Here is a 15593-nt window from a genome sequence, read left to right on the forward strand (position 1 = left end):
CGACGCCATCGGGTGCAGGTCGACGGACAGGAGTGAGGATGACGATGGAGCTGACGGCCGAGTTCGGCCCGGCGGCCACCACCGACGCGCCGTTCAGCCGGGTGTGCGCGGTGCGCGATGTATCGCCCGCCACCGCGGAGACCGGACGCTATCTGGGTGTCATCGACGACATCTGGACCATCGGCCCGAAGGTGCACGGTGGGACGATGGTCGCGGGCAGCGCCGCGGCGGCCACGGAGTGGCTGCGCGCCTCCGATCCGGCTCTGGTCGGCATGGCTCCGATCGCCGCGAGTTCCGACTTCCTCGGCGCCCCGAACCCCGGTGAGGTCGAGTACGAGGTGCGCGTCCGCAAGATCGGTCGCCAGATCTGCCTGGCCGACGCCGACCTGATTCAGGACGGCCGCGTCCTGGTGCGCACGGCGCTGACCTTCAGCCGTCTCGACGACGCGGAACCGAGCTACGCGCCGCAGCACTCCGACATGCCCGTGCAGCCGCCCGCCGACGCCGTCGGCTACGAGCCCGGTTCCCAGATGGGCGACATCGTGCACGTCGGCCGAGGCGCCGAGATCTACCTCGATCGCGAGTGGGCCCGCTTCCTCGACGGAGAAAAGGGCGAACCGCGTCTGCGGATGTGGATCCGGCCGCGGCCGGGCGACGAACAGGACCCCGACGTCGCGATGTACTTCGCCATGATGAGCGCCGACATGAGCCCGCCGGTGCCGATGAACCTGGGCCACTTCGGCTGGGCGCCCACCGTGCAGATGACCACCTACCTGCGCCGCAGGCCCGCGCCGGGCTGGCTGCGGATCATCGCCACCACACACGAGGTGGGCGGGCGCATGTTCGACGAGGACCAGCTGGTGCTCGACGCCACCGGCGCGGTCGTCGCGCAGAGTCGTCAGCTGGCGCTCGTTCCCCAGCGCTGAGTTCCGGCGCGCGCCGTCTAGCCTTGAGGCCCATGACGAGAATTGCGGTGATCGGTGGCGGGCGCATCGGGGAGGCGTTGGTCGCCGGTTTGCTGGAGTCCGGGCGGCTGACCAAGGACCTGGTCGTCGTGGAGACCCATCGGGAGCGGGCCCATCAGCTCGCCGAACGCTTCGGCATCCGGGTCACCGACGACTTGGCGGATGCCGCGATCGGCGCGGATCTGCTGGTGATCGCGGTGAAACCGAACGACGTAGACGCGGTGCTCGCTCCGCTGGGCAAGGCGGAGATCGGCAGCGACCGCGATCAAGTGCTGGTCTCACTGGTGGCCGGTGTGCCGACCGCCCGGCTGGAGGGCAAGATGCCCGCCGGGTTCCCGGTGGTCCGGGTGATGCCGAATACGCCGATGCTGGTGGGGCAGGGCATGAGCGTCCTCGCGCCGGGCCGCTACGCGCGCGAGCAGCATCTGGAACTGGTGACCGAGGTGCTCGGCGCGGTCGGCAAGGTGGTCATCGTGGCGGAGAGCCAGATGGACGCGGTCACCGCGGTGTCCGGATCGGGGCCCGCCTATTTCTTCCTGGTGGTGGAGGCCATGGTGGAGGCGGGCGTCGGGCTCGGGCTCACCAGGGACGTGGCCACCCAGCTCGTCGTGCAGACCATGGTCGGCTCGGCCGCCCTGCTCGACAGTTCCACGCAGACCGCCGCGGAACTGCGCGCCGCGGTGACCTCGCCGGCGGGCACCACCGCGGCGGCGATCCGCGAACTCGAGCGTGGAGGACTACGCTCGGCGTTCTACGAAGCCCTCCTGGCGGCCAAGGAAAGGTCGCTCGAACAGGGCGCGTCAGCGGAGTGACCGGTCTGTTTCAAATCGGAAAACCCGATTTCTCACTCCCGTCGCAGTAACACCACTGGTCCCGCTAAGCTTCAAGGAGCACGTGCGTGTCTGTTCCGCCGGTGGGGAAGCCGGCGGCGCGGACGTGCCGGAGGTCAATGGTGCAATGATGTCTGCGAACAAGATGTCTGCGAATTCCGGAGGGTCCGGCGGCTCCGGTCCCGCGGGCGGTCGGGGGAATTCCCGTACACAGCGTGAGGCCGCGACACAGGGGCAATCCGTGCTCGGCGGCGGCACCCAGTTTCTCACCGTCGCCGAAGTGGCGAATCTGATGCGGGTGTCCAAGATGACGGTCTACCGGCTGGTGCACTCGGGCGAGTTGCCCGCCGTGCGCGTCGGCCGATCGTTCCGGGTGCACGCCAAGGCGGTGCACGACTATCTGGAAACGTCCTATTTCGACGCCGGATGAGGCGGTTTCGGGACCACTGGGGAGTGCCGGTACGATAGTTCCTCGGTTCGTGTTCGCCCGCCGGTGGCATCGCTGTTCGTTGCCCCGTGGTATCCGGCGGCGCGGACACGGGGCGTGAGCTTGCCGAGTGACCCCGGCCCGTCGGCCGGGGACTCGGCGGACGGGCGTCCGGCAATCGCGCACGGGCAGCGTGCGCGCCGAGTAGAGAGAACGCGAGGACAACCCTATGGGTTCTGTGATCAAGAAGCGCCGCAAGCGCATGTCGAAGAAGAAGCACCGCAAGCTGCTTCGCCGTACGCGTGTGCAGCGGCGCAAACTCGGCAAGTAAGACTTCGCTGCGTGATAGCTGCGGGAGCCCGTCACCACTAGGTGACGGGCTCTTTTGTTTGAAATTCGAAATTTTGCAATCGTCGTTTGTATCACGTGACTGAAGTCATCGTTAGATCCTGGTTAATACTCTCGGTGAGCGGGTAGGCAGCCGCTACGCTAGGCACTGGGAATAATCACAAGGGCGGCTGGCAAGGGAAAGCGGGTGCCGGTGGGTTCTGCGGGTCGGGAAGGAAACGCGCCGAAGGTCGTGCTGGTCACTGGAGCCAGCCGCTTCTTCGGTGGCACGGTCGTCGCCCGGCTCGCCCAGGATCCCGGGATCGAGCGCATTCTCGCCGTCGACACCATGACGCCGAGCCGAGAGCTGCAGCGGCGCATGGGCCGCGCCGAATTCGTGCGAGCGGACATCCGAAATCCGTTGATCCGTAAGGTGATCGATGGTGGCGAGGTGGACACGGTGGTGCACACCGCCTTGCTGACCCGCCCGCCCGCGGGCGGCGGTCGCGCGGTGATGAAGGATCACAACGTCCTCGGCGCGATGCAGCTGTTCGCGGTGTGCCAAAAGGTGTCTTCGGTGCGCCGGGTGGTCCTGCGGTCCTCGTCGGCGGTGTACGGGTGCAGTGCGAAGGATCCCGCGAAATTCAGCGAGGAAATGAGCGCGCGTACACCGCCGCGTGGCGGGTTTGCCCGCGACCTGATCGATATAGAGGGTTACGTTCGCGGGCTCGCCCGGCGCCGTCCCGATATCGCCGCGTCCATTTTGCGATTCGCACCCATCGTCGGCCCGCGGCTGGCCGCTCGCGGCGTGCAATATCTGCGTTCGCCGGTGACTCCCACCGTATTCGGCCGGGACGCCAGGATGCAGCTGCTGCACGAGGAAGACGCCGTGGCCGCGCTGACGCACGCGGCGCGGCGGACGGCAGGCGGCACGTACAACATCGCGGGCGACGGCGCGCTGTCGCTGTCCCAGGCGGTCCGGCGGGCGGGCCGGATCGAATTGCCCGTTCCGTTCACGGTGTTCCGCACCGCTGGTCGCCTGCTCATGGGCCCGGTGATGCGGGAGTTCTCCGCCGAACAGCTCGATTATTTCCACTTCGGTTGTGGCCTGGACACCACGCGCATGCGCACCGAACTCGGGTTCGTGCCGCGCTGGACGACAGTGCAGGCGTTCGACGACTTCATCGGGGGCGCAGCGTTGCGGCCCGTGGTCGATCCAGCCTGGATCGACGCCGCAGAACACAAACTGCTCGGCCTGCTCGGGGCCGGTACGGGAGCACACACCAATGAATGACGTAGCGAAAGTCATCCAACTCCACGACCTTCAGATCGAGGCGGGCCGGCGGCCTGCGCCACGACGCCTGGCCGCGCCGAGTCCGGTGACCTCGCTGGTCGAGCGCCGCGCGGCGGTGACGCCCGCCGCGCCGCTGTCGCTGTCGGGGATGCTGCGCGGCGCGCTCGGCAAGCAGATCACCAAGACCGCGGATTTCGCGCGCCGCAGGCTCACCGGCGATTATCAGGTCGACGAGTTCGGTTTCGACGAGCATCTGCTCGAGTCGGTCATCCTGCCCGCCCTGCGGCCGCTGTCGGACCTGTGGTTCCGGGTGGAGGTCAGCGGAATGGACAACCTCCCGGAGGCGGGCGGCGCGCTGATCGTGGCCAACCACGCGGGCACCGTGCCGCTGGACGGCCTGATGCTGCAACTGGCCGTGCACGACCGCCACCCGAAGCAGCGTGCGTTGCGCTTGCTCGCGGCCGACCTGATCTTCGAGACGCCGGTGCTCGGGGTGCTGGCCCGCCGAGCGGGCCACACACTGGCCTGCCGGGAGGACGCCGAACGGCTGCTGCGCTCCGGCGAGCTGACCGGCGTGTTCCCGGAAGGGTTCAAGGGCGTCGGCAAGCAGTACACCGATCGCTACAAGCTGCAACGCTTCGGCCGCGGCGGCTTCGTGGCCGCGGCGGTGCGCACCGGCGTGCCGATCATCCCGTGCTCCATCGTCGGGTCCGAGGAGATCTACCCCAAGCTGGCCGATCTGAAGCCGTTGGCCCGGCTGCTCGGCCTGCCGTACTTCCCGGTGACGCCGCTGTTCCCGCATCTGGGTCTGCTCGGCGCGGTGCCGCTGCCGTCCAAGTGGTACATCGAATTCGGCACCCCCATCCCGACCACGCCCTACGAGCCGGAGGCCGCCGACGACCCGATGACCATGTTCGAGGTCACCGACCAGGTCCGCGAGACCATCCAGCAGACGCTCTACAAGCTGCTCACCAAGCGCCGCAACGTCTTCACGGGGTAACGGCTAGCTCCCGTCGCGTCGGCGTGTAACTGCCGCGGCGACCGCGCCGCCCGCCGCGCCCAGGGCGAGGGCGGTGGGCACGCCGATCTTGGCGGCCTTGCGGCCGGTGCGGAAGTCGCGGATCTCCCAGCCGCGGTTCTTGGCGACTTCGCGGAGATCCGAATCGGGGTTGATCGCCACGGCCGTGCCGACCAGTGAGAGCATCGGCACGTCGTTGTGGCTGTCGGAGTACGCGGTACACCGCTTGAGGTTCAGGCCCTCGCGAATGGCCAGCGTGCGCACGGCGTGCGCCTTACCGAGGCCGTGCAGGATGTCGCCGACCAGCCGCCCGGTGAACGTCCCGTCCACGCTCTCGGCCACCGTGCCCAGCGCCCCGGTGAGCCCGAGCCGCTTCGCGATCACCTGCGCCAGCTCCACCGGAGTCGCGGTCACCAGCCACACCTGCTGGCCCGCGTCCAAGTGCATCTGGGCCAGCGCGCGCGTTCCGGGCCAGATCTTGTCGGCGATGATCTCGTCGTAGATCTCCTCGCCCAGCGCGGCCAGCTCGGCGGTCGAGCGCCCGGCGATGAACGCCAGCGCCTTCTCCTTGCCGCTGGCCATATCGGTGCTGCTCTCCTTGCCGGTGACCCGGAATTTCACCTGTTTCCAGGCGACGTCCACCAGATCGGAGGTCTTGAAGTACTTGCGCGCGGCCAGACCGCGAGCGAAATGCACGATCGACGCGCCCTGCACCATGGTGTTGTCGACGTCGAAGAACGCCGCCGCGGTGAGGTCGCGCGGGGCCTCCGGGCCGACGGTCTCCAACTCGCCCGCGGCGAGTTCGGCGTCATGCAGGGTCAGCGCCGCGTCGGCGCTCGCCTCACCGGCCAGATTGGCCCGCAATTCCTCTTCACTCGGGCCGAAAGGGCTGCGCGAGATGCGGGCGAGCTGGTCCTGCAATCCCTGGCCCATCTGGCTCAGGTTCCACCGTGCCGGAAACTCACCGAACCGTCCCGCGATGAATCCGGCCCTCGCCACCTTCGATCGTTCCGGCACCAGTACCTCCGCCCGTCGCGCGAACCATGTCAACAGTAGCCGGATGAGCCGACAGTCACGGCAGAAGGCGGCGCGCGACACAATCGCGTGGCGCGTACCGGGCCGCCCCGGCGTGCGGCCCGCGGATTAAATTCCGGTCATGACCAATCCCACACATTCGGTGACATTGCTGACTCGCACGGGCTGTGGACTGTGTGCGACAGCACTGGAACAGCTGCGCGTGATCTGCGCCGAATTCGGTATCGAACCGGGGACCGTCGACGTCGACGAAGTCGCCGTTACCGACCCTGGCCTGCGCGCGGAGTACGGCGACCGGCTTCCCGTCGTCCTGCTCGACGGCCGCGAACACAGCTATTTCGATGTGGACGAGACCCGATTGCGGGCGGACCTGAAGCGCTGAGCGCGCCGTTTCGCGTCCGATTCGGCCGCTGTGCTGGTCGCGGCGGAAAATGAGGCCAATTTCACCGACTTTGTGCAGGGCTTCACAAGCAGTTACGGTGGTGGCACGCGACCCGCATGCCGAGGCTGCGGAGCCGCCCCGAAATCCGAAACTTCGACACCCTGGCACCGGACCGTCCCCGGTGCAGCGGGTCGAGCGACGAACCGGAGCCCGAGGCCCGGGACGAGGAGCCGACGACGTGACAGAGCAGCATGAGGCGCCGAGCGGCGTCTCCGGCAGGGCTCTGCAGAAGGACATCCCGCAGGCCACTGTCGCGCGGCTGGCTACCTATCTCCGGGTCCTCGCCATGTTGGCCGACGACGGTGTTGCCATCGTATCGAGTGAGGAACTGGCTGTCGCGGCGGGTGTCAATTCGGCCAAATTGCGCAAGGATCTCTCCTTCCTCGGCCCCAACGGGGTTCGCGGCGTCGGCTACGACGTGGCCAAGCTCCGCTCCCGGATCGAGGACGTGCTCGGCTTGTCGCAGGGCCACCGCGTCGTGCTGGTCGGCGCCGGGAATCTGGGCCGCGCCCTGGTCGGCTACGGCGGGTTCCAGCGACGCGGTTTCACCGTGGTCGGCATTCTCGACAGCGACCCCGAGGTGATCGGCATGCCGGTCGCGGGCCTGGTGGTGCGCGACGTGGCCGAGCTGGCCGCGGCGGTCGCCGAGTTGGAGCCGACCATCGCGGTCATCACGGTGCCCGACGACGCGGCCCAGGACGTGTGCGACCGGCTCGTCGCCGCGGGCCTGCAGTCGATCCTGAGCTTCGCGCCCTGTGAGCTGGTCGCACCGGCGACCGTCGAAGTCCGGCGCGTCGACCTGGCCGTCGAGATGCAGATGCTGTCGTTCGAACGGGTGCGCAACGCCGAGCAGGCCCCGCTGCCGGAGGTCGCGCACGCCGGATCCGGCCGCATCGCCCACCGCCTGCCGACCCCGCACCCGGCGCAGGCGCATCCGGCACTCCAGCACTCGACAACCCCGCATACGACAACCTCGCATACGGCAACGGAGCCAAGCAGCAAGGGATCGGTGGTCACACCATGAGTGAGCGCAGCGAGCGAATCATGCAGCACAGCACGGCCGAGCATTCCGTCCGTGCCGGGACGGTGGCGGCATGAGCGGTCAGGCCTGGAGGAGGCGGCGCAGCGTGACCACGCAGGGTCCCGCTCATGCCGGAAAGGTCACAGCATGAGCGTTCTCCTCGTCGGCATCTCGCACCGCAGCGCGCCGGTTCCCGTGCTGGAGAAGGTGGCCGTCACCGACGCCGACCGGCCGAAGCTGATCGACCGGCTGATCGCCTCCAGTCATGTGTCCGAGGCGATGATCGTGTCCACCTGCAACCGGGTGGAGGTCTACGCGGTGGTCGACGCCTTCCACGGCGGTCTCGCCGAGATCGGCGACCTGCTGACCAAGCACTCCGGCCTGCCGATGCCCGATCTGACCAAGCATGCCTATGTGCGCTACTCCGAGGCCGCCGCCGAGCACCTGTTCGCGGTGGCCAGCGGCCTGGATTCGATGGTCGTCGGCGAGCAACAGGTGCTCAGCCAGATCCGCGGCGCCTACGCCTCCGCCGACGCGCAGAGCGCGGTCGGACGGACCCTGCACGAGCTGGCGCAGCACGCGCTGCGGGTCGGCAAGCGGGTGCACGCCGAGACGGGCATCGACCGCGCGGGCGCGTCGGTGGTGTCGGTCGCGCTGGACCGCGCGCAGCAGGTTCTCGGCCCGTTGGCCGGGCGGACCGCCGCGGTGGTCGGCGCCGGGGCGATGGGCGGGCTCGCGGTCGCGCATCTCTCACGCGCCGGGATCGGCCGGATCATCGTGGTGAACCGCACCATCGAGCGGGCTCGCAGACTCGCCGAGACCGCGCGCACGCACGGCGTCGAGGCCGAGGCGATGGAGCTGTCGCGGCTCACCGAGGCGATGGCTGCCACCGACGTGGTGGTCACCTGTACCGGCGCGGTCGGCGCGGTCGTGACGCTCGCCGACACCCACCGCGCGCTCACCGACCGCGAGCGCGGCGAGGAAGCCACGGTGGAGCGGCCGTTGGTGTTCTGCGATCTGGGGTTGCCGCGCGACGTCGAGCACGCTGTGACCGGCCTGCCCGGTGTCACGCTCATCGACATCGAGACGTTGCAGCGCGATCCGGCCGCGGGCGCCGCCGCCGACGACACCGCGGCCGCCCGGTCGATCGTCGCCGACGAACTGGCCAGATATCTGGCCGGACAGCGGATGGCCGAAGTCACCCCCACGGTGGCCGCGCTACGCCAGCGCGCCGCCGAGGTGGTCGAGGCCGAACTGCTCCGGCTGGATTCGCGGCTGCCCGGCCTCGCCGACCCGGAACGCGACGAGGTCGCGCGCACGGTGCGCCGGGTGGTCGACAAGCTGCTGCACGCGCCGACGGTGCGGGTCAAGCAGCTCGCGTCCACGCCGGGTGGCGACAGCTACGCCGAGGCGCTGCGCGAATTGTTCGAACTGAAGCCCGGTGCGGCCCAGGCGGTCGCCGCGCCGATGGAGATCACCACGCTTGCCGGCGATCACGCCGAGCTCAGCGACGGGGAGATCGCGCTGGCCGACGATTTCACCGCAGGCCATCGCGGCGAGGAACAGGGGCAGACGGCATGACCATGGTCCACCAAGAAGGCAACGCGACCGCGGACGGCACCCGCGCCCCGTGGCGGATCGGCACCCGCGGCAGCCTGCTCGCGCTCACCCAGGCGGGCACGGTGCGCGACGCGCTGATCGCGGCCGGGCAGCCCGCCGAGCTGGTCGTCATCAAGACCGCCGGTGATCTGTCGTCGGACCCGGTGCAGAAGATCGGCGTCGGCGTGTTCACCTCCGCGCTGCGCGACGAGCTGGCGGCGGGCGCGATCGACATCGCCGTGCACTCCTACAAGGATCTGCCCACCGCGCAGGACCCGCGCTTCACCATCGCCGCCATCCCGCCCAGGGAGGACCCGCGCGACGCGCTGGTCGCGCGCGACGGACTGGTGCTCGGTGAGCTGCCCGCGGGCGCCAAGGTGGGCACTTCCGCGCCCCGGCGCGCCGCCCAGCTGCGAGCGCTCGGGCTCGGCTTGGACGTCGTCCCGCTGCGCGGCAACCTGGACACCCGGCTGCGCAAGGTCAGCGAAGGCGAGCTGGACGCCGTCGTGGTGGCCAGAGCCGGACTGGCCCGCATCGACCGGCTGGACGCGGTCACCGAGGCGCTGGAGCCGGTGCAGATGCTCTCGGCTCCCGCCCAGGGCGCGCTCGCGGTGGAATGCCGCAGTGACCACGCCGCCCTGGTGGAGATCCTGTCCGGGCTGGACGACGCGGCCACCCGGGCCTCGGTGATCGCCGAGCGGTCCCTGCTGGCCGAACTGGAAGCGGGCTGCACCGCGCCGATCGGTGCGCTCGCCGAGGTCGTCGAATCGCTCGACGACGAGGGGCGGATCGTGGACGAGCTGTCGCTGCGCGCGTGCGCCGCGGCCGTCGACGGATCCGACGTACTGCGGGCGTCGGTGGTCGGCGCCCCGGCCGACGCGGCAGAGCTCGGCCGCGCGCTCGCCCGCGAGTTGCTCGACATGGGTGCGCGCGAGTTGCTCGCCACCGAACCGGACGACGGTTCCCCCACCCGGGCGGTGAGTTCGCCCGCCACAGACTTGCCCAACCCCAGCCCAATGGAGAACAGCCGATGAGCCAGCGAAGCACAGGCACCGTGCCCTCGGGTTTGCCGGAGCCGAGCGCAAGCGAGGTGCAGGCATGAGCCGAGCCGCGAAGAAGCACCCCGGTCGCATCCTTTTCGTCGGATCGGGTCCCGGTGACCCGGCGCTGCTCACGGTGCGTGCGCGTGAGGTCATCGGACGGGCGACGCTGGCGTTCACCGACCCGGACGTCGACAAAGGCGTGCTCGCCCTGATCGGCACCGCCGTGGAGCCGGGCCCGGACGGGGAACGTCCCGTCGACGTGCGACCCGCGCTCGGCGAACCCGCCGAGGTGGCCAAGACGCTGATCGCCGAAGCGCGTGCCGGGCACGACGTGGTGCGTGTGGTCGCGGGCGACCCGTTGACCACCGACTCGGTGATCGCCGAGGTCAACGCCGTCACCCGCTCGCACATGGTCTTCGAGGTCCTGCCCGGCCTGCCCAACGGCTCCGCGGTGCCCAGCTACGCCGGCATCGCGCTGGGTTCCGGGCACACCGAGGCGGATGTGCGCGGCGAGGTCGACTGGGCCGCTCTGGCGGCCGCGCCGGGCCCGCTGGTGCTGCACGCGACCTCCGGGCATCTCGCCGAGACCGCGAGTGCTCTGGTCGAGCACGGTATGGCGCCGCAGACGCCGGTCGCGGTGACAGTGCGGGGCACCACCCGGCAGCAGCGCACCATCGAGGCCACGCTGGCCACGCTGAACAGCGCGGCCTCCGAGCTGGTCGGCCCCCTGGTGGTGACCATCGGCAAAGTGGTCGCGCAGCGCTCGAAGATGTCCTGGTGGGAGTCGCGCGCGCTGTACGGCTGGACCGTGCTGGTGCCGCGCACCAAGGACCAGGCCGCGGAGATGAGCGAACGACTCGTCACGCACGGCGCCATTCCGATGGAGGTGCCGACCATCGCGGTCGAGCCCCCGCGCAGCCCCGCCCAGATGGAGCGCGCGGTCAAGGGTCTGGTCGACGGGCGCTACCAGTGGGTGGTGTTCACCTCCACCAACGCGGTGCGCGCGGTGTGGGAGAAGTTCGCCGAGTTCGGCCTGGACGCGCGGGCGTTCTCCGGCGTGAAGATCGCCTGCGTGGGCGAGGCCACGGCGGACAAGGTGCGCTCGTTCGGTATCAACCCCGAACTGGTCCCCAGCGGTGAGCAGTCCTCCGAGGGCCTGCTGGCCGACTTCCCGCCCTACGACGACGTGTTCGACCCGGTCAACCGGGTGCTGCTGCCGCGCGCCGATATCGCCACCGAGACGCTGGCCGAGGGTTTGCGCGACCGCGGCTGGGAGATCGACGACGTCACGGCCTACCGCACGGTGCGCGCTTCGCCGCCGCCCGCGGAGACCCGCGAGATGATCAAGACCGGCGGTTTCGACGCGGTCCTGTTCACCTCGTCCTCCACGGTCCGCAACCTGGTCGGCATCGCGGGCAAGCCGCACGCGCGCACCATCGTGGCCTGCATCGGCCCCAAGACCGCCGAAACCGCCATCGAATTCGGCCTGCGCGTGGACGTGCAGCCCGACGTGGCACAGGTCGGTCCGCTGGTCGAGGCCCTGGCCGAGCACGCGGCCCGGTTGCGCGCCGAGGGTCTGCTGCCGCCGCCGCGCAAGAAGAGCCGCCGCAGCAGGTGATGCCGTGTCGAACCTCCAGTGCCTGCGGCACTGGAGGTTCGCGGCCCCTCTCCTGGCCCGCTCCGAGCTTCTCTCGGACCAGCCATTCGACAACGCTCTGCCCGCACTACTTGTAGCGCGGGACAGCGCACTTCGCAGGTCTCAGTACCGCCTGCGCATCAAGGTGCGGACCATGGAGCAGGTGGCGTCGGAGGGCGGCCGGATGCCGATCACCTCGGCGGTGTGCCTGATCCGCTTGTTCGTGGCGTAACTCGGTGCGTAGACACCGGAATCGAGCAGTGCGATCGCCAGGCGCATCGCCTTGAGCCGCCGGTTGTGCAGGACGTACCAGGCCCGTGGGCGGCCCGCGGGCAGCGGGCGCTTCTGCAGCGGGGTGTAGGGGCGATCGATGAGAACGGTTTGCGGTGTGCGCATTGGCATCCCTCCCGTGGCGATCGGGGGCAGGCGAGCCCCCTCGAACGTACCTTCGATTCTACCCGGAGGGTCCGACAAACTTGGCTGGCCAGAAGGGTTTTCGGACGCGGAATGGGCGGGTCACAGGTCGTGCAGCAACCGCAGCGACTGCGAATGGCCCAGTGCGGCCGCGCGTTCGAGCCACTGCCTGGATTCCAACTGCGCCGGAGTGCGGCCGGTCGCGATGGCGGCGGCGGTCCGCAGCACCTCGGGGTCGGCGAAATCTCCTGCGAGGTAGGGCGTGTTGGCGGCGCGCAGCAAGAGCGCGAGGTGGAACATCGAGTCCGCGTCGCCCGCTTCGGCGCCCTTGCGCAACCAGCGCTCGCCCGCGATCGGTTCGCCGCGGTCCAGATACAGCGCGCCCAGCACCGCCATCGCATCCGTTCTTCCCCGCCGTGCGGCCTCGGTGAGCAGGTCGATCGCGCGCTCGAATTCGCCGCGGCGCGCCAGGCGAAGGCCGAGACTGCGCATGGCCGTGGGATTACCGGCGTGAACGGCTCGTTCGTACCACTGCTCGGCCTCTTCGTCGCGCCCGCGGCGGTTGGCGATGACGCCCATGTTGCAGAGAGCTTCGGGCAACCCGAGCTCGGCGGCGGGTCGCAGCCAGCGCTCGGCCTCGTCGAAATTCCCCCGCTCCACGTGCAGCAGCCCCAGCTGTATCCCCGCCGCCTCGTTGCCACGCGCCGCGGCGGTCTCCAGCCAGCGGATGCCCTCGCCGATCCGTCCGTCCGCGCCCAGCAGCGCGCCGAGCATGCCCATGGCGGGCGCGCTGCCACCCGCGGCGGCCCGGCGCAGCCAGTGCTCGGCGCCCGCCGCGTCGCCGGCGTCCCACAGCGCTTCGGCGCGCCGCTGCATGGCGAGCAGTTCCACCTCGCTCGGCAGCTCGCTCATCTCAGCACCCGGCCTGGCGGTATCGCGCGGACAACACGCAGTCCATCATCGCGCCTGTTCGAGCGGGGCGCGGTACCCGTTCGCCCGCGCGTACGCGGTCAACTGCTCGTCGTAGTTGCGGAGGCTGTCCAGCAACCAGGTGTGTCCGGTGTCCTTGACGACCACGATCGGCCCGCGGCTGCCCGGCGGGAGCGTGGGCACGGAGCCGTCGAGGTACCAGCTCGTGGTCGACCACGGGAAGATGTACGCCCAGCCGATGTCGGCCACCCGTTGCGGCGGCCCGAGCTGCAAGGGGTCGGCGGGAGTGGCATGCCGCGCGCTGTGCTGGGCGAGCAGGTGCCGGGCGCTGTTGCGGGCCACCCGCACGTCCAGCGGCCCCGACGTCGTGCAAGGGAACCGCAGACTGATCTCCGCCCCTGGGCGAAGCAGCCGACCTGCCTCTTGCATCACTTCGCACGGCCTGCTCTGCAGGCGCAGGAGAACGCTATGGGCGGTGTCGGAGAAGCGCAGCTGGATGGTGGCGTCCTCGGTGCCGCCGACGAGGTGCGTCCCCCGGCTGCGTGCCCACTCCGACTCGTCGGGACGGATGCCGAGCGTGGCGAAGGCGACGTGCGCGCCGGGCATCACGCCGGGCGCGGCCGACTGACGTGCGACGAACTCCACGCCGAAGTTCCGCCCGGTCGCGTCGACGGCACGCCAGATGCGCAGCACCGTCGCCGGCGGGGGCAGATTGCCGGTCAGCACGGGCCACCAATCCGACAGCAGTACCGCCACCCACGACTCGAAGTCGGCGGCTCTGGCCAGCGAGATATCGATGTGCGGATCGGTCATGCTGTCCCCCAGCGGGTCTCGCCCCTAGTCGGAGTATGCGCCTTCGGGCGCGGAACCAGGTGTGATTTCACACACCGTTATCAGTCGGATGACATGGCCGATCGCCGCATAACGGCCCGGGGTCCGCGAGCACGCCCACGGGCGCTCGCGACAGCGGATCGCACCGGGCGTATCGTGCGATTCATGACCGGAATGGACCGCCCACGGCGGTTGCGCCGCACCCCGGCTATGCGTCGTCTCGTGGCCGAAACAACACTCGAACCACGGCAATTGGTACTACCGATGTTCGTGGCCGACGGCTTGGCGGAGCCGCGCCCGATCGGTTCCATGCCGGGCGTGGTGCAGCACTCGCTGGACTCGCTCCGCAAGGCGGCCGTCGAGGCGGTCACGGCGGGGGTCGGCGGCATCATGCTGTTCGGCGTGCCGCGTCCGGAGGACAAGGACGCCGTCGGCAGCGCGGCGAGCGATCCAGGCGGCATCCTCAACCGCGGACTGCGCGCGCTCGCCGACGAGGTGGGCGGCTCGACGGTGGTCATGGCCGACACCTGCCTGGACGAATTCACCGACCACGGCCATTGCGGTGTACTGGCCGCCGACGGCGCGGTCGACAACGACGCGACGCTGGACCGCTACGTCGAGATGGCGCTGGCACAGGCCGAGGCGGGCGCCGACCTGCTGGGCACCAGCGGCATGATGGACGGCCAGGTGGGCGCGATCCGGCGCGGCCTGGACGCAGCCGGGCGCATCGATACCGGCATCCTGGCCTACTCGGCGAAATACGCGTCGGCGTTCTACGGCCCGTTCCGGGAGGCGGTCGGTTCCTCGCTGGAAGGCGACCGGCGCACCTATCAGCAGGACCCGGCCAACCGCCGCGAGGCGATCCGCGAACTGGAACTGGACCTGGCCGAGGGCGCGGACATCGTGATGGTCAAACCGGCCATGTCGTATCTGGACATCCTGCGCGAGGTCGCCGATCGCTCGACGGTCCCGGTCGCGGCCTACCAGATCTCCGGTGAGTACGCGATGATCACCGCCGCGGCCGAGCGCGGCTGGATCGATCGCCGCGGCGCGATCCTCGAGTCGCTGCTGAGTATCCGCCGGGCCGGCGCGGACATCGTGCTCACCTATTGGGCGACCGAGGCCGCGAACTGGCTGTCGTGACGAATATGGCGGGACCGTTCGCCGTGGGCCCGGCCCGGCCCCCGATGCCCGAGGACGTCGGCACCGCGCGGCAGCTGTGGTGGGGTGTGATCGGCTTCGGCGTCGTGCAGTTGATCGCCTCGATCCTCGCCGCGCTCGATCAGCGGCGCACTTTCGCCGAAGAGGTCTTCGAGCAGGCCAAAGTGCAGGATCCGCAGGTCACGATGGCCAGCGCCGAGCTGATGGTGTCGCTGGTCTACATCGTCGTGGTCCTGATCGGGCTGGGCGTGGCGGCGCTGGCGTCGGTGATCGTGCACCAGTTCGGGCGCGGCAAGTCGTGGGCGCGCACCGTGCTGACGGTGCTCGGCGCGTGGGTGGTGGTGATCGGCGTCGGGGCGCTGCTGGCGATCGACGCGGTGACCGGGACGGCCTCGCTCGTGGCGGGCGGCGCTTCCATCGTGCAGGCGGTGCTGGCGGGCGGCGCCATCTATCTGTCCCACCGGCCCGAGTCCACCGCCTACTTCCAGCCGGGCGGACGCTGAGGCGCCGATGGAACACGTTGCCAATTTGTCCCGGACATTCCGGCATGTATGGTGAGGGTTGTCACAGTGGACGTGGGAACCGGAAGCTACTTGCCGTCCGTTTTCGTGGATTACGCG

17 protein-coding genes are annotated in these 15593 nt (G+C 69.9%); 13 read left to right on the plus strand and 4 right to left on the minus strand.

Features of this window, described 5'->3' with window-relative positions:
* The first annotated feature begins 38 nt into the window (after positions 1 to 38).
* The 6 genes from ACWEKR_RS12825 (at position 39) to ACWEKR_RS12850 (ending at position 4843) form a co-directional block, all read left to right on the plus strand.
* The gene (locus tag ACWEKR_RS12825; RefSeq protein WP_452354626.1) at positions 39 to 926 is read left to right on the plus strand and encodes a thioesterase family protein; all 888 of its coding nucleotides are present in this window, start codon (positions 39 to 41) and stop codon (positions 924 to 926) included.
* Positions 927 to 958: 32 nt separating this feature from the next.
* The gene (gene proC, locus ACWEKR_RS12830; protein ID WP_452354627.1) at positions 959 to 1777 is read left to right on the plus strand and encodes a pyrroline-5-carboxylate reductase; all 819 of its coding nucleotides are present in this window, start codon (positions 959 to 961) and stop codon (positions 1775 to 1777) included.
* A 145-nt stretch (positions 1778 to 1922) separates the two neighbouring features.
* Complete coding sequence (locus ACWEKR_RS12835) at positions 1923 to 2225, plus strand: helix-turn-helix domain-containing protein (RefSeq protein WP_416382523.1); 303 nt, start codon at positions 1923 to 1925, stop codon at positions 2223 to 2225.
* A gap of 226 nt (positions 2226 to 2451) precedes the next feature.
* Positions 2452 to 2553, plus strand: a complete 102-nt coding sequence (locus ACWEKR_RS12840; RefSeq protein WP_003402602.1) for a 30S ribosomal protein bS22 — start codon at positions 2452 to 2454, stop codon at positions 2551 to 2553.
* 210 nt (positions 2554 to 2763) lie between these two features.
* Positions 2764 to 3843, plus strand: a complete 1080-nt coding sequence (locus ACWEKR_RS12845) for an NAD-dependent epimerase/dehydratase family protein (protein WP_452354628.1) — start codon at positions 2764 to 2766, stop codon at positions 3841 to 3843.
* Positions 3836 to 4843 (plus strand): lysophospholipid acyltransferase family protein, encoded by a 1008-nt coding sequence (locus ACWEKR_RS12850; RefSeq protein WP_452354629.1) that lies wholly within the window; start codon positions 3836 to 3838, stop codon positions 4841 to 4843. The genes ACWEKR_RS12845 and ACWEKR_RS12850 overlap by 8 nt, the downstream gene beginning before the upstream one ends.
* Before the next feature lie 3 nt (positions 4844 to 4846).
* On the opposite strand, the gene ACWEKR_RS12855 is transcribed toward ACWEKR_RS12850, so the two are convergent.
* Positions 4847 to 5794: an HAD family hydrolase gene (locus ACWEKR_RS12855; RefSeq protein WP_228829332.1), complete on the minus strand. Its 948-nt coding sequence runs from the start codon at positions 5792 to 5794 to the stop codon at positions 4847 to 4849.
* A gap of 223 nt (positions 5795 to 6017) precedes the next feature.
* Between ACWEKR_RS12855 and ACWEKR_RS12860 the strand changes: the two genes are divergently transcribed.
* The 5 genes from ACWEKR_RS12860 to ACWEKR_RS12880 all read left to right on the plus strand — a co-directional run bounded on the left by ACWEKR_RS12860 (position 6018) and on the right by ACWEKR_RS12880 (position 11619).
* Positions 6018 to 6278 carry a glutaredoxin family protein gene (locus ACWEKR_RS12860; protein ID WP_452354630.1) on the plus strand — a complete coding sequence of 87 codons (261 nt, stop codon included), beginning with the start codon at positions 6018 to 6020 and terminating at the stop codon, positions 6276 to 6278.
* A 238-nt stretch (positions 6279 to 6516) separates the two neighbouring features.
* On the plus strand, positions 6517 to 7362 hold the full coding sequence (locus tag ACWEKR_RS12865) for a redox-sensing transcriptional repressor Rex (RefSeq protein WP_452354631.1): 846 nt from the start codon (positions 6517 to 6519) through the stop codon (positions 7360 to 7362).
* Between the two features lie 144 nt (positions 7363 to 7506).
* A complete protein-coding gene (locus ACWEKR_RS12870; RefSeq protein ID WP_195084123.1) occupies positions 7507 to 8940 on the plus strand; it encodes a glutamyl-tRNA reductase in 1434 nt (477 codons plus the stop codon).
* Positions 8937 to 9992 (plus strand): hydroxymethylbilane synthase, encoded by a 1056-nt coding sequence (hemC, locus tag ACWEKR_RS12875; RefSeq protein WP_236566836.1) that lies wholly within the window; start codon positions 8937 to 8939, stop codon positions 9990 to 9992. The genes ACWEKR_RS12870 and hemC overlap by 4 nt, the downstream gene beginning before the upstream one ends.
* Before the next feature lie 64 nt (positions 9993 to 10056).
* Positions 10057 to 11619 (plus strand): uroporphyrinogen-III synthase, encoded by a 1563-nt coding sequence (locus ACWEKR_RS12880; protein ID WP_452354632.1) that lies wholly within the window; start codon positions 10057 to 10059, stop codon positions 11617 to 11619.
* A 141-nt stretch (positions 11620 to 11760) separates the two neighbouring features.
* Here the strand turns inward: ACWEKR_RS12880 and ACWEKR_RS12885 are convergent, their stop codons facing one another.
* The 3 genes from ACWEKR_RS12885 to ACWEKR_RS12895 all read right to left on the minus strand — a co-directional run bounded on the left by ACWEKR_RS12885 (position 11761) and on the right by ACWEKR_RS12895 (position 13794).
* A complete protein-coding gene (locus ACWEKR_RS12885) occupies positions 11761 to 12033 on the minus strand; it encodes a hypothetical protein (protein WP_195084122.1) in 273 nt (90 codons plus the stop codon).
* 120 nt (positions 12034 to 12153) lie between these two features.
* Entirely contained in the window at positions 12154 to 12963 is an 810-nt protein-coding gene (locus ACWEKR_RS12890; RefSeq protein WP_452354633.1) for a tetratricopeptide repeat protein, read from the minus strand.
* Positions 12964 to 13008: 45 nt separating this feature from the next.
* Complete coding sequence (locus tag ACWEKR_RS12895) at positions 13009 to 13794, minus strand: hypothetical protein (protein ID WP_452354634.1); 786 nt, start codon at positions 13792 to 13794, stop codon at positions 13009 to 13011.
* A gap of 183 nt (positions 13795 to 13977) precedes the next feature.
* On the opposite strand from ACWEKR_RS12895, the gene hemB reads away from it, so the two are divergent.
* Together hemB and ACWEKR_RS12905 are read left to right on the plus strand one after the other, a co-directional pair.
* Positions 13978 to 14955, plus strand: a complete 978-nt coding sequence (hemB, locus tag ACWEKR_RS12900) for a porphobilinogen synthase (protein ID WP_452354635.1) — start codon at positions 13978 to 13980, stop codon at positions 14953 to 14955.
* A 5-nt stretch (positions 14956 to 14960) separates the two neighbouring features.
* The gene (locus ACWEKR_RS12905; protein WP_452354636.1) at positions 14961 to 15476 is read left to right on the plus strand and encodes a hypothetical protein; all 516 of its coding nucleotides are present in this window, start codon (positions 14961 to 14963) and stop codon (positions 15474 to 15476) included.
* Positions 15477 to 15593 lie beyond the last annotated feature (117 nt).

It is taken from the genome of Nocardia sp. NPDC004573, assembly GCF_053602135.1.

Coding starts and splice junctions, on each gene's coding strand:
- ACWEKR_RS12825 (WP_452354626.1), top strand. CDS start 39: ATGACGATGGAGCTGACGGCCGAGTTCGGCCCGGCGGCCACCACCGAC.
- proC (WP_452354627.1), top strand. CDS start 959: ATGACGAGAATTGCGGTGATCGGTGGCGGGCGCATCGGGGAGGCGTTG.
- ACWEKR_RS12835 (WP_416382523.1), top strand. CDS start 1,923: ATGATGTCTGCGAACAAGATGTCTGCGAATTCCGGAGGGTCCGGCGGC.
- ACWEKR_RS12840 (WP_003402602.1), top strand. CDS start 2,452: ATGGGTTCTGTGATCAAGAAGCGCCGCAAGCGCATGTCGAAGAAGAAG.
- ACWEKR_RS12850 (WP_452354629.1), top strand. CDS start 3,836: ATGAATGACGTAGCGAAAGTCATCCAACTCCACGACCTTCAGATCGAG.
- ACWEKR_RS12855 (WP_228829332.1), bottom strand. CDS start 5,794: ATGGGCCAGGGATTGCAGGACCAGCTCGCCCGCATCTCGCGCAGCCCT.
- ACWEKR_RS12860 (WP_452354630.1), top strand. CDS start 6,018: ATGACCAATCCCACACATTCGGTGACATTGCTGACTCGCACGGGCTGT.
- ACWEKR_RS12870 (WP_195084123.1), top strand. CDS start 7,507: ATGAGCGTTCTCCTCGTCGGCATCTCGCACCGCAGCGCGCCGGTTCCC.
- hemC (WP_236566836.1), top strand. CDS start 8,937: ATGACCATGGTCCACCAAGAAGGCAACGCGACCGCGGACGGCACCCGC.
- ACWEKR_RS12880 (WP_452354632.1), top strand. CDS start 10,057: ATGAGCCGAGCCGCGAAGAAGCACCCCGGTCGCATCCTTTTCGTCGGA.
- ACWEKR_RS12885 (WP_195084122.1), bottom strand. CDS start 12,033: ATGCGCACACCGCAAACCGTTCTCATCGATCGCCCCTACACCCCGCTG.
- ACWEKR_RS12890 (WP_452354633.1), bottom strand. CDS start 12,963: ATGAGCGAGCTGCCGAGCGAGGTGGAACTGCTCGCCATGCAGCGGCGC.
- ACWEKR_RS12895 (WP_452354634.1), bottom strand. CDS start 13,794: ATGACCGATCCGCACATCGATATCTCGCTGGCCAGAGCCGCCGACTTC.
- hemB (WP_452354635.1), top strand. CDS start 13,978: ATGACCGGAATGGACCGCCCACGGCGGTTGCGCCGCACCCCGGCTATG.
- ACWEKR_RS12905 (WP_452354636.1), top strand. CDS start 14,961: ATGGCGGGACCGTTCGCCGTGGGCCCGGCCCGGCCCCCGATGCCCGAG.